The organism is Synechococcus sp. PCC 6716 (genome assembly GCF_022570815.1).
GTDB lineage: Bacteria > Cyanobacteriota > Cyanobacteriia > Thermosynechococcales > Thermosynechococcaceae > Thermosynechococcus > Thermosynechococcus lividus.
Map to the genome: position 1 here is coordinate 1 of NZ_JAKLTU010000027.1, position 12,790 is coordinate 12,790.

Below are 12,790 nucleotides of genomic sequence, written 5' to 3' on the forward strand. Positions count from 1 at the left end.
ACCGCCACAATACACCACACAGGACTGTAGTAACTGTGGGCATAGGGTAGCAAAAACCCTATCCACTAGAACCCATAGTTGTCCTAAGTGCGGGTTTGAGTTAGACAGAGACCAGAACGCGGCTCTGAATATCTTGAAAAAGGGGCTAAGCATCTTGGGGATGGAATGGCAAAACGGTACCTTAGGGCATAAGGGAACCGCCTCGCAAGAGGGAACGCTTGGGGAGAGATGTACCGCTGCTATGAAAGGGCAACCTAACATGGTAAGTGCGCTCGTAGAACCAAGAACAAGAATCCCTGCTCTTTAGAGCGGAGAGTATGTCAACGTTAGCCCCACGGTGTGGTTCAGTGAAAGAAGCAGTAGGCAGGGGTTAACCCCCCTGTCAAAATGGGTGTCTCGGAGGTTCTGATGAATGTTTTTGTGCTGTGTACCGGTCGTTGCGGCTCGGTGACCTTTGCCAAGGCCTGTAGCTATATGACGAACTTCACTAGTGCCCACGAGTCGCGCACCTTTCTGCTGGGAGGCGATCGCCTCGCTTATCCGGATCAACACATCGAAGTGGATAATCGCCTCTCATGGTTTTTAGGCCGCTTAGATCGTGCCTACGGCGATCGCGCCTTCTACGTGCATTTGCGCCGGGATGCAGCCAGTGTAGCTCGCAGTTATCGCGAACGCTATGGTATTTGGATCATGAAAGCCTACCGGGAAGGTATTTTGCTGAACCTCCCTGCCAATGCAGATCCCCTTGCCGTGTGCTTAGACTACTGCGACACGGTCAACAGCAATATTGAGTTCTTTTTGCGCGATAAAACCCACACCATGACCATTGACCTAGCGGAGATTGAAACCGCCTTTCCGCGATTTTGGCGCTGGATTGGTGCTGAAGGAAACTTAGAGGCTGCCTTGGGGTGTTTTCAGACACGGCACAATGCCTCGCATTTTATTCCAGCCACCACGATCGATGATGCGCGGCGTTTTCTAGGGAAATTCCTGCGGCGTAGGTCAGCGAGTATTTAGCAATATTCCACAGCCGCGGATGCAGAGATAATCTAGGGGTGACTCTTTAACCAGTCTTTGAGCGCTAGGACAAGGCGATCGCACTCTTGGGGCAAGGTAAAGTAATGCACACAGGCGCGCACCGAAGGAGGATATAGCAACTCCCGCACAAGAATATCTTGGGCTTCGAGATCCTGCACCAGTTGGCGGTGTTGACCATTGGCAAGCTGAAAGGACACGAGGCCGGAGGGAGGAGGCACGGGACTGAGGCAGGTTAAGCCCGCAATGCCCTGCAACTGTTGCCATAGGTACTGGCTAAGATAACAAATGCGACGGTAGCGATCGCCAACGCTGCCCCATTGATCGTGTACCCCAACAGCTGTGGTGAGGGCACTGACCAAGGAAAATGCTGTGGTAGCCACTTCAAAGCGGCTGGCATCCTCTTTCCAGCCAGCGGGTTGCGCATCCCGGGTCTGATGAATGCCCCGCCAGCCCACAAAGGTCGGTTCAAGGGTTTCGATGCGATCGCGGCGGATATACAGTCCACCCAGACCCGCAGGCCCACAGCACCACTTATGCCCCGTAAACGCATAGTAATCCACCCCCAAGGCAGGTAGGTTCAGGGGCACCATTCCCACACTCTGGGCGGCATCCGCTAGCACTTGAATCCCCTGCTGATGGCATAACTGCACAATGTCTTGCAGGGGTAATAGCTTACCGGTGTTCCACAGCAGATGACTGATCACCACCAAGCGAGTCCGGGGATGAAGCCGCGCTGCAATGGCTGCCACGTCGTCCTCACACCATGGCCAGAAATTAACCCGATCCACCACCACTCCTAAGCGCCGCTGCAACTGCTCAGCAATGGCCACTACTCCGGGATGCTCACAGTTCGAGATCAACAGATGATCCCCTGCTTGCCAGTTAATACCCCAGAGAACGATATTGCAACCACTGGTCACTGAATCCGTCAGAGCTATTGTGTCGGGAGTGGTGTTGAGTAAATCGGCGAGGGCTTGGCGTAGGTCTTGTAATTGCTGCGCGAGCCATGGGAAGACTCGATTCGCAAACGGACCTTGCTCTTGGATGTGGCGATCGCTTTGGATCAGCGCCTGCCATGTCTGTTGGTGCAGTGGGCCTTGGCCACCGTAATTGAGATAGGTTTTATTCAGCAGAGCCGGATAACTGTGGTGATAAGCATTGAGAGTTTCAAGATCCATAGCGTGTCTCACGAGGGCGGCAGCGTGGTTGAAGCGCCACAATGGCGGCAATAGGGAAGGTGGCGATAGGTGGGCTGTTGACAGGACGGGCAGGGCAGCCACTGCAAGTAACCACAATGGGGACAGTGGCGATCGCCGTGCTGTAATCGCTTGCCACAGCGCAGACACCGCTGCTTTTGCGCCCGCCCAGCCGCTTGGCGGTGGGGGTTGAGGAATAGCGCCTGTGCCACCTTAATCAGGCCAAAGCCAACCACAGGAATGATCAAAATATAGAGGTAGCGCACCAGAAAAAGGAGACCACCAAACAGGGTCAACACCAGCTCCGACAGCCAGCGGAACAGCACCCCCACCTGCAACAGTTCAAAAATTTTCAGGATCAGCGGGATCAAGAAAATGACCAGTAGGTGCCAACTCATCAGCGCCACCAAGCCGTACTGGTGGCGATCGGCGTAGCGGTTGACCCCCCACGCCACCCCAATCAAGGGGACTAAAAAGAGCGCTTGTAGCAAAAACCGCAGGCTAGGGTACCAAAACTGCGAGTGCTGGTACTCAGCCTCAAGGGTGGCAAAGGTGGCATCGTTAGCTAAAAACTGTAGGAATGTTTGGCTCGATGGCTCATTCAGAATCGTTTGCTGAAGAGCTGCCTTCTCTTGATTTAGGGTGGCGATTTTGCGGTTGTTGGCCTCTAGGGTCGCCTTGGCTTTAGCGGCTTCTACTAGGTTGATGGATTGCTCTGTGGGTTGGCCTGCTAATTGTTCAAGCAGCGTTGAGTCATACTCTTGGCGAATCTGCTGGTTAGTGGCTTCGAGGCTATCAATCTCCTGCTGCTTTTGCCTCAGTAGGCGGAGCCGCTCCTGATTCACTGTCGTGTTCACTGCATCCTGATAGCGGGCATAGGTGACACAACTCTCAGAGATTTGCCCCAATTTCCCGACAGCACTCTGCTCTAGAGCTTCTAGAAAAGTAGGGGGTCTCGTCTCAGAGGGTTGGGGAAGGGTATCGCGAATTTGCTGCTCGATAAACTGCCAGTGGCGATCGCCCCCCGTTTGCTGGCGATAGGCCTGCCATGGGGCATAGCACGGCTGTGCTTGGCTCGGACTCAGCAGCCAGTTGCCAATTTCCGCTAGGCCACTAAAGACATTAATGAGAATAAAAATATCCACCAAAATAATGACGATTAAACTTACCCGATTCAGGGGTTCGTTATTGACAAGGCGCGATCGCCGCCAGAACGTGCGCCAGCCCCGCCGCAACTGCCCACCAATCGTCATAACAGGGCATAGCCAAACGCTAACTTCACTCGCTCAAGAGTGGCATTGGCAACGGTCGCGGCTTGATCTCGACCAGCCTTCAGTAACCCTCTCAAATAGGTGAGATCGGTCATGATCTCGTGGTAGCGTTGCTGAATCGGCTCAAGCGTTGCAATCACCGCATCCGTTAGCAAGGGCTTAAACTGTCCCCAGCCCATCTCAGCGCACTCAGCCGCCACCGCTTCCTTGGTTTGTCCTGTTAACACTTGGTACAACCCCAGCAAATTATTTGCTTCGGGACGCTCTGGATCGTCAAAAACCAACCCTCGGATGGGGTCAGTTTTACAGCGCTTAATTTTTTTGCGAATCTCGTCGGCAGAATCCAATAGGTTAATGCGACTCATATCCGACGGGTCTGACTTCGACATTTTCTTGGTGCCATCGGTGAGGCTCATCACCCGTGCCCCTGCCTTAGCAATGAAGGGCTCCGGTAGCTTTAGGATGGGTGGTTGGTTGCGGGCAAACAGATAATTGACCCGGGCGGCAATATCGCGGGTCAGCTCCAGATGCTGCTTTTGATCGTCGCCCACGGGAACCAGATCAGCATCGTAGAGCAAAATATCTGCCGCCATCAGTACCGGATAGTCCAGCAGCCCAGCAGCGACATTCTCCCCCTGCTTGACGGCCTTTTCCTTGAACTGGATCATGTCCTCCAACCAGTTGAGGGGCGTGATGCAGTTCAGCAGCCAAGTTAGCTCAGCATGGGCACTGACGTGGGACTGCACAAAAATGGTGGCATGGTTCGGATCAATGCCACAGGCAAGGTAGAGAGCAGCAACGGTATAGGTATTGGCAGCCAGTACCGTTGGATCGTGGGGCACCGTAATGGCGTGCAAATCAACAACACAGAAGTAATTTTCGTAGTTTGCCTGACCGGCCACCCAATTGCGAATAGCCCCTAAGTAATTGCCAAGATGTAAACTTCCCGTGGGTTGAACCCCCGATAACACCCGTTTTTTGGTCACCCGACTCTCCCGTGATGGCTCCTTTTCTATGCTACTGGGGACTGTCACCCCTCCGGCGATTGCCCTAGGGATTCTAAGCAAGCAGCGAGGCTAAAACGAGACGAAATGTAAAGAAGTTCTGTATCCTCTGTCGAAACGTAACAGTGAGTAACAGTGGACGGATGAGGGTTAAGAGGGTTGGCTAGAGTGGAAACGAGAAATCCTAATTATCATAGCAACTCTCCTATCCGTTTACGTTGAGGTCGAACCACCATGATTCAGCCACCGCGCTGGCGATCGCTCCCCGTGATCCTGTTCATAACCGGCATAGCCTTTTTGGGAAGCAGTGCCCTGTCAGTAATGGCGGCTCCTCGCGGACGTGGGCGACCGGCCGGCAACCCACCTCGTGGCCCTGTTGATGTCACCCCGGCAGCACCCAGAAACTCGCCCCGTGGGCCCGTTGATCTAACCCCCCGTGGTGGTGTGGATGTCACCCCGGCAGCGCCACGCTACCGCTACAATAACGCAATTGTTAATCCTCGCTGGAATCCAGGCTTAGGCAACTGGTGGTGGAATGGGAGTCGCCCTTGGTATCCCAATCGGGTATATTGGGGCGGGGGCTTTTGGGGGAGTATCGTTGCCGGAGCAGTTGCTGGGAGCGCAGCAGCAGAAGAGTCGGAACCTACAGTGGTCGTAACCAGTCTAGGAGGACAGTTGCTCTCTAGCTACAGTTTGGTGCAGGTACCCTGTCATAGCACGAACACCGCCAACTTAGTGGTGATCCGCGGCCCCGAGGGGAGTGTCATTTGTGCCCAACCCACTGCTACGGTACCCAGCGGTGTCTATATCGTTGATCCAGAAACCCTATCCCTTGTGCCGCAGTAAGTCATGTTTGGTGTTTGGCGCAAGAATAACCCTGTCCCAACGTCCGATTACGCGGGGTAGCGGCTGGTGCCTAAGCCGATAGACCCCCTAGCTCTGTATCTTAAAGGATGACTGGATGATGCGCAACTCACTCTCACTCCTCAACTATCCCCTTGCTGTTGGGCGAGGAGTGCTCATTACGCTGCTGTTGGCAGCACTGGTTAATCCGCTGCCTGCCCTTGCCAATCGCGGCGGCGGGCGGGGCAACCTTGGCGGGGCGCTTAACCGTGAGCGCAACCTTAGTAATCGTGTAAACCGCAACAACCTTTGGAATCTTGAGGGCAACGCCAACATTAACCGGAACGTCATTCGCAACCGCAATAATCGCCCGAATAGTATTCGCAACATTGATCGGACAAACCTTAACATTGATCGCCGTAATCGCAACTGGAATAATGTCAATGTTGACCGGCGTAACCGCAATTGGAATAACGTTAATATTAATAATCGCAGCTGGCGAAATAATCGCTGGAACAATAACAACATTATTGTGAACCCACGTTGGCGACCGGGCTGGAACCACTGGTGGTGGAATGGGAATCGGCCATGGTATCCAACACCTCGTTACTGGGGGGGTGGCTTTTGGGGCAACCTTGCCATTGGGCTGTCCTCTGCCGCTGTCGCTGGCGCAGTGGCAGGCAATATTGCTAATGCTAATAACAACCCACAGGTGGTGGTAGTGAATAATAGCCCCGGCGGCCAACTCCTGAGCAGCTATGAACTTGTGCAAGTCCCGTGCTCAACTAGTGCTAATTTAGTTGTCATTGCTGGACCGTCCGACAGTGTTATTTGTGCCCGCCCTACCGCTGCGGTGCCGGCAGGGTTCTACACGGTAGATACTGCTAATTTGGCGCTCATTCCAGATGTCTAGGCAATGTCTGTTGACACTCCCACCGACTAACGCCGGGGGATTCTTACGTAGTCCACAAACGAACTCGTAAAGGCGCTGTCAACGCAATACCTTCATCGCATTAGCCAAATCACCTGCCCCTAGCAAATGCGTTTGTAGAACCTAGCTCAAGGCGTATTGCGCCGCACAACCCAACTGGTAATGGTACCGCCCGGTGTCACCCCCAAATGCACGGTGGCAATTTCTAGGATATGGCCGCGGCGGTTACGGAACTGAAAGGCACAGACATCCACACCAAAGGGCTGACAGCCAATCAACTCACTAAACCCTTGGCTAATGAGATAAGCCACAATGGGAGTGGTATTCGTGACCTCTAGCATAACTGGGTTGACAACAGGCTGCCACCCGCGGGCAATCAACTGCTCACGCGCCTCTGGATAGTTCATCCCTTGGCGTAGGCGGGGCAAGCGTTGGGCAAAGGCACCGGGAGCAAGACCGACACCGGCCATGAGCAGACCAAGGCTGACAAAGCGTTGCACAAGGGTATAAGGCATAGCAACAAAAGGGATGCGGCTTGGTAGCGTCCTACGGTGGTTGCCGTTGTTTTATGCAGTTTGCCGCTGGCCACCCGTTTCTAGGTGAAGCGATCGGTCACCGCCCCCAAGCTACTGGAGGAGACCAACTTGGCATACTTTGCCAACACCCCACGGGTATAACGCGGTGCGGGGGGGTGCCACGCTGAGCGCCGCTTAGCGAGTTCCGCCTCACTGACATTGAGCTGAAGTAGTCGCTGATGGGCATCAATGGTAATTGAGTCTCCCTCTTCCACAAGGGCAATTGTACCGCCGACGGCTGCCTCTGGCGCAACATGCCCCACCACCATGCCGTAGGTTCCCCCTGAGAAGCGGCCATCGGTAATGAGGCCAACGCTATCGCCTAAGCCAGCGCCAATGATGGCGGAGGTAGGGGCAAGCATTTCCCGCATTCCTGGTCCGCCCACTGGACCTTCGTAGCGAATAACGATAATATCGCCGGGATTGATCGTGTTGGCTAAAATTGCATCTAAACAGGCTTCTTCAGAGTCAAAGACGCGCGCAGGGCCAGTGATTTTGGGGTTCTTGACCCCAGAGATTTTAGCAACAGCCCCTTCGGTGGCCAAGTTGCCTTTGAGGATAGTCAGGTGGCCGGTGGAGTAGAGCGGTGTCTCGAAGGGACGGATCACATCTTGGTGAGGGTCAGGCGTGTCGGGTACATGCCGCAGTCGCTCGGCAATGGTCTCGCCGGTAATGGTGATGCAGTCGCCGTGCAGCAGCCCATGGTTGAGCAGCATTTTCATGACTTGGGGAATTCCCCCCGCTCGATGCAGATCGGCGGTGACGTATTTGCCGGAGGGTTTGAGGTCGCACAGGACGGGCACCCGCTGGCGAATGGTCTCGAAGTCATCGATCGTTAAGGGCACTTCGGCACTGTGGGCGATCGCCAAAAAGTGTAGAACTGCATTGGTTGAGCCACCCACCGCCATAATCACACTGAGGGCATTTTCAATAGACTGGCGGGTAATAATATCGCGGGGGCGTAGGTTTTGACGAATGGCCTCCACAAGAACTTTACCAGCCAGTTCCGTGCTGTCAGCCTTTTCTGCGTCCTCAGCGCTCATGGTGGAGGAATACATCAAGCTCATCCCCATGGCTTCAAAGGCAGAGGACATCGTATTAGCGGTAAACATGCCGCCGCAGGAGCCAGCCCCCGGACAGGCATGGTGTTCAATAGCGTGGAGGGTGGCATCACTCATTTTGCCAGCACTGTACTGCCCCACCGCTTCAAAGGCGCTCACCACGGTGAGATCATTCCCCTGCCATTGACCCGGCTTAATGGTGCCACCATAGACAAAAATGGCTGGAATATTCATCCGTGCCATGGCGATCATCGCGCCCGGCATATTTTTGTCGCAACCGCCGATCGCCAACACCCCATCCATACTCTGGGCGTTACAGGCGGTTTCAATGGAGTCGGCAATGACATCCCGCGAGACGAGGGAATACTTCATGCCTTCGGTGCCCATCGAAATCCCGTCGCTGACGGTGATGGTGCCAAATAATTGGGGCATCCCCCCTGCGGCGCGAATCCCTGCTTCGGCACGACTAGCGAGGGGAGCAATGCCCATATTGCAGGGGGTAATCGTGCTATGGGCGCTGGCAACGCCAACAATGGGCTTACTAAAATCCTCGTCGCCAAACCCAACGGCTCGCAGCATTGCTCGGTTGGGGGTGCGCTGAATGCCTTCAGTAATAATACGACTGCGCCAATTGTCTGCCATGGTGTTCCTGCGATCGGCTTGCAAAAATTCAGTTGGATATTGTTTTATTCTCTCCCACGGGTGGGCGATCGCTCCAGTGGCCAAGCCAAATAAAAGAGTAATGCCAAAAACAGTCCTAAGCCTGAAAGGTACTTCAAACTATTGGGAATGAGCGGACTGGGTGACCAGAAGCCTTCAATAATCCCAGCAATAACCAAGAGAGGCACCACCCCAAACATCAGTTGAGCGGCCAAGGTACCATTGCGTTTCAGGGCGCTAAAGCGACGATACCGCCCTGGAAAAAGCAGTCCTTGCCCCAGCAGCAGCCCCGCCGCCCCCGCCAGAAAGATCGCTGGCAACTCAAGGGCACCATGGGGGCTGACAAACGCCCAAAAGGGATACGAGAGATCATTTTGTGCCACAAAGGCGGCGATCGCCCCAATGTGAATCCCATTTGTCCAAAGAATGTAGAGGGTGCCCAACCCGCCGAAAATCCCCCCCGCAAGAGTTGCAACGGCCACACTGATGTTATTGGTCATGATGGAACTAGAGGCCAACGGCTCAATGCCCACAATAGACCCCATCCACAACTTGCCTTGATCCTCCACCAAGGAAATAATGTTCGGGGGCACCACCAGTTCCATAAATTGGCGATCGGCCCATGTGTACCACCAACCCATCGCCAACGCCACCATAAATACACCAACGGCCACGGCTGTTTGCGGCCACGTTTGCTGCACCACGTCGGGAAACCCCCGCTGAAAAAACCAGAGCACCTTACGCCAGTCTTCCGGCTGCCTTCCCTGATACACTTGGCTGTAGCTGCGCAGCGTCAGACCTTGCAAGTAGTTGACAAGATGACTGCCGAGCCGTCGGGTTTTTGCCCGTGCCAGATCCGCGCTAACCAAGCGGTACAGCTGACTCAGGCGACAAATGTCCGCAGCAGACAGAGCGCCAATCCCCTTAGTCTCAGCCCGGTTGAGCAATTGCTCTAGCTCAAGCCACTGTGCCTCCTGCCGCATCAACCAGCGCTCAACATTCATCGGGTGTCTCATCCATCGCCGCTAAAAAGGCTTCCAGTTTCTTGCGGGGAATATAGGGCCAGCCGCCGTTGCGTTCGATTTCCCTGAGGAGCTTGTACAGAGCTTGGCGGTTCGTGGGCAGTACCGCCTGAAACTGATTGTCACAAATATCGCGGTGCAGCTCTTCAAGCAGCCGCAGCAGCGCCAGCAACTCAACCACATCCCCCGCTGCCTGTTGTGCCGCAGTGCGAATCCTGAGGGCGAGTTCCGTTAACTGCTCAGAGGGAGCCGAGGAAGTTTTGACATCCTCCATCGTCCTAAAAGACGGGGATTCCCAGTCTGGTTGCATTAAGCACCCTCCTGATGGATAAGCGGACTGGATAAGCGGATCATCGCCAACTGCCTCCAAGGAGGTCTGACACTGACTCACGCGCTCATTCGGTCGGCATCGTCCTGCCACCAAAATATTGTTGCTGGCATTCTCGTCTCTATCGTGTTCAGCCCCACAGTTGAGGCGCAGCACAGACCGAATAGAAAATTTTAACTTCCCCCACCGATAACTGCAACAGGAGCAGATCTGAGAGGTGGGATCCCATCGACTGATGACTCTCACGTCCCGGTCTGCAATCATGTTGGACTTAGCCTCACACTTGGTCTGCTACCTATGGCAATGTAGCGGGGAGTCTGATCATGGTCATGTACTGATTGAACAAAATTAGCGACGCATTCCCCCACCTCGGAACAGGTGGAGGTCAAGGAGCGGCGGTTTCTATGTTGTGATGCTATCCATCTTGAGCGGTACGGTAAAGGGCGGAACTGAGAGCTCCGAACACCCCAGAGACACGACCTCTCAAGTGATGGAGAAGCACCCTATAAATCCTAGAGAGTCGCTTCATATAGGTCGGACTCTGGGTCAAAGCGTCACTCAAAGCCCCATAGCGGAAACGGCTTGGAGGTGTCTCTGGGCAAAAGTTCCCGGAACACGGCGAGAATACCGCCTGTCGGGAGGGATAAATCCTTCTAATTAAGACATCACCACCTCGCGTAGCAGGTGGAGGAGTATTCATTACCCGCCAAAGCTGTCTATTCAGCTAGTTGTTAGTAACCCCAACATAGCGGGACTCGCACCCGTGGCTCCCAAGCATCCGGTTGCTATCTATTCACGGGGTTGCAGAGGGTCACCGTAGGGATTATCTAGCGAGTTGGCTGGATCGCTGCACCGCCGTTATCACTGCCGCTATCTGGGCTTGGCCAGCAGATTTCTCGAATCGCAGCGGAAACTTACCCCGTCGCACGAGCCGCCAACCTAAAGGGATAATACTGGTTACGCCTGCTACATCCCGAAACCGATTGCCCACAACTCGCAGGCCAAATTTGCGCTCATCCACCCAGCCCCCTTCCTTGACCAGTTCGACCAAGACTTGGCGGTGGCGTAGGGGACGGTCTTGATTGCGGCTGGCCACGGGTGCTGTTGCCAAAATCTCCTGCTTGACTTCACTAATGCGATCTAGGGGAGCCACCCCCACTGGACACACCGTATTGCAGTTAAAACAGCGGGTACATCCCCATACGCCACTCTCGGCATTGTTATATTGGCTTAAGCGCTCTGGGGTGGCGCTGTCGCGGGTGTCGGCCACAAGGCGAGCGGCTTTGGCTAGGGCATGGGGGCCAACAAACGCTGCATTGACCTCCACGGCATTACAGGCACCATAGCAAGCACCACAGAGAATACAGTTGCCCGCGGCATTGAGCTTATCGCGGTCTTGGGGGGATTGCAGAAATTCCCGCTCTGGAATCTGGCGGGCGGCGGTGCTGACGTAGGGATCCACGGCGGCTAATTTTTGCCAGAAGTCGGTCATATCCACCACTAGATCCCGCAGTACCGGTAAGTTCCCCAACGGGGCGATCGCAATCTGGTTGGGGGTGAGGCTATTGGCTAACTCGGCGCGGACACTCTGCTGGCAGGCAAGGGCAGAGCGGCCATTAATCGTCATGGCACAACTGCCACAAATGGTGTTACGGCAATTCTTACGAAAGCTGAGGGTGCCGTCGTGATACCACTTGATTTGGTTGAGGGCATCCAGAACCGTTTGACCGGGATCAATTTCAAGCGCAAAGGTCTGCCAGTAGGGGTCTCCTTGGGGCGCTTGGCGACGGATAGCAAAAGTAGTCGTGCTCATAGTAGGCGTAGCAAGATGGCCATCGGAACTGCTCAGGGCATCTCTATCCTAGGCGCAAAACGATTGCCCCCGCTAGGAAGGCTAGATCACTCTTCAAGCACTGGTGGGCTGGCGGTGGGGAAGGGAATTAAAAAGGCCACAATCGAGCCTAAGGCAAACCCAGCCACATTACGCAATAGGGGCAGCCATTCATGGGTACGCACTAGGACAGGGCCTAAGCCAAAGGCAAAAAAGAGCATTCCCCACAGGGGTGAAAAGAGCAGCACCCATTTCCAGGCAATGAGTTGATCGCTACGGCGAGGACGCGCCACAAATCCCAGAATGAGACCACCAAAGACGGAGGTGGCTAAGGTGAGAATCCACTGCTCTTTTGGCAACCCCGGTACAGCACGGCAGCCGCCCTGAGCAAGGCAGGTTTCAATGGCGGCAAGGGATTGGAGAATTGCCTGATCTTCGCCGTTGTCCCGCACAAAGTATTGATTGCCAAAGCGGGTTTGCAACTCGACCCAAAAGGTACGCTGGAGAACACGGTAGGCGGTATCCCCCACATTAAAGTTAAGGATATTGCCGCCACGGGAGTCTGCCACTAATAAAATACTGCGGTCATCAAGCTGCCAAAAGTCCCGTACTGCTAGCCCGGGGGTGCGATCGTACTGGGTGAGCACTCGCAACTTCCAGCCGGTTTGGGCTTCAAACTCTGCTAGCTCTGCATCGAGGCGCTCTTTTTGCACCGGGGTTAAAATGCCCGCTAGGTCCACGATGTTGGTGGCTTGGGCGGGTAGCAACTCAGGGTTGTTAAAGCTGTGAGCCGGGGCGATCGCCCCCAGCCAACACAGGCTAGAAAGGACGAATACCAAGGCAAATTGCCGCAGCCACTGAAACGTCTGCTGAAACATTGTAATAAAAATTTACAAAAAGAGCGGGTTTTTTAATTATCTTAAGGGTATGCTGCGAAACATTGCAATCCGGCGGCAGACAATTCTCAGAAATATGCTGTTTTTGTTACAGACATCCCTCAATTAGAATCAGGCTGCTATACTTCAGGTCT

Annotated in this window: 13 protein-coding genes and 1 pseudogene; 4 read left to right on the top strand and 10 right to left on the bottom strand. The window is 54.5% G+C overall.

Annotated elements, in window-relative coordinates; genetic code table 11:
- Together L5220_RS10920 and L5220_RS10925 are read left to right on the top strand one after the other, a co-directional pair.
- On the top strand, positions 1-307 hold a 307-nt coding region (locus L5220_RS10920; RefSeq protein WP_499573549.1), incomplete at its 5' end, for a zinc ribbon domain-containing protein.
- A 101-nt stretch (positions 308-408) separates the two neighbouring features.
- Positions 409-1,017, top strand: a complete 609-nt coding sequence (locus L5220_RS10925) for a hypothetical protein (RefSeq protein ID WP_499573551.1) — start codon at positions 409-411, stop codon at positions 1,015-1,017.
- A gap of 32 nt (positions 1,018-1,049) precedes the next feature.
- Here L5220_RS10925 and L5220_RS10930 read toward each other — a convergent pair whose 3' ends face one another.
- Genes L5220_RS10930 through trpS form a run of 3 tightly spaced genes read right to left on the bottom strand, consistent with a single transcriptional unit; the run spans position 1,050 to position 4,491 of the window.
- Entirely contained in the window at positions 1,050-2,216 is a 1,167-nt protein-coding gene (locus L5220_RS10930) for an aminotransferase class V-fold PLP-dependent enzyme (protein WP_499497947.1), read from the bottom strand.
- Positions 2,217-2,224: 8 nt separating this feature from the next.
- A complete protein-coding gene (locus L5220_RS10935) occupies positions 2,225-3,487 on the bottom strand; it encodes a hypothetical protein (protein WP_499573553.1) in 1,263 nt (420 codons plus the stop codon).
- Positions 3,484-4,491 (bottom strand): tryptophan--tRNA ligase, encoded by a 1,008-nt coding sequence (gene trpS, locus L5220_RS10940; RefSeq protein WP_448527702.1) that lies wholly within the window; start codon positions 4,489-4,491, stop codon positions 3,484-3,486. Before trpS ends, L5220_RS10935 begins: the two co-directional genes overlap by 4 nt.
- 252 nt (positions 4,492-4,743) lie before the next feature.
- Between trpS and L5220_RS10945 the strand changes: the two genes are divergently transcribed.
- Positions 4,744-5,355: a hypothetical protein gene (locus tag L5220_RS10945; RefSeq protein ID WP_499573555.1), complete on the top strand. Its 612-nt coding sequence runs from the start codon at positions 4,744-4,746 to the stop codon at positions 5,353-5,355.
- A 115-nt stretch (positions 5,356-5,470) separates the two neighbouring features.
- A complete protein-coding gene (locus L5220_RS10950; RefSeq protein ID WP_499573560.1) occupies positions 5,471-6,265 on the top strand; it encodes a hypothetical protein in 795 nt (264 codons plus the stop codon).
- Between the two features lie 146 nt (positions 6,266-6,411).
- Here the strand turns inward: L5220_RS10950 and L5220_RS10955 are convergent, their stop codons facing one another.
- The 7 genes and pseudogenes from L5220_RS10955 to L5220_RS10985 all read right to left on the bottom strand — a co-directional run bounded on the left by L5220_RS10955 (position 6,412) and on the right by L5220_RS10985 (position 12,638).
- Positions 6,412-6,798, bottom strand: a complete 387-nt coding sequence (locus tag L5220_RS10955) for a hypothetical protein (RefSeq protein WP_499573563.1) — start codon at positions 6,796-6,798, stop codon at positions 6,412-6,414.
- A gap of 80 nt (positions 6,799-6,878) precedes the next feature.
- Positions 6,879-8,561 carry a dihydroxy-acid dehydratase gene (gene ilvD / locus L5220_RS10960; RefSeq protein ID WP_099799642.1) on the bottom strand — a complete coding sequence of 561 codons (1,683 nt, stop codon included), beginning with the start codon at positions 8,559-8,561 and terminating at the stop codon, positions 6,879-6,881.
- 44 nt (positions 8,562-8,605) lie between these two features.
- The gene (locus tag L5220_RS10965) at positions 8,606-9,583 is read right to left on the bottom strand and encodes a stage II sporulation protein M (RefSeq protein ID WP_448515244.1); all 978 of its coding nucleotides are present in this window, start codon (positions 9,581-9,583) and stop codon (positions 8,606-8,608) included.
- Positions 9,573-9,911, bottom strand: coding sequence for a hypothetical protein (locus L5220_RS10970; RefSeq protein ID WP_499573587.1), 339 nt, complete (start codon positions 9,909-9,911; stop codon positions 9,573-9,575). Before L5220_RS10970 ends, L5220_RS10965 begins: the two co-directional genes overlap by 11 nt.
- 126 nt (positions 9,912-10,037) lie before the next feature.
- A pseudogene (locus L5220_RS10975) lies at positions 10,038-10,193 on the bottom strand (zinc ribbon domain-containing protein); the annotation flags it as partial.
- A gap of 559 nt (positions 10,194-10,752) precedes the next feature.
- Positions 10,753-11,742 carry a succinate dehydrogenase/fumarate reductase iron-sulfur subunit gene (locus L5220_RS10980; RefSeq protein ID WP_499573566.1) on the bottom strand — a complete coding sequence of 330 codons (990 nt, stop codon included), beginning with the start codon at positions 11,740-11,742 and terminating at the stop codon, positions 10,753-10,755.
- Between the two features lie 86 nt (positions 11,743-11,828).
- The gene (locus L5220_RS10985) at positions 11,829-12,638 is read right to left on the bottom strand and encodes a TPM domain-containing protein (RefSeq protein WP_499573568.1); all 810 of its coding nucleotides are present in this window, start codon (positions 12,636-12,638) and stop codon (positions 11,829-11,831) included.
- Positions 12,639-12,790 lie beyond the last annotated feature (152 nt).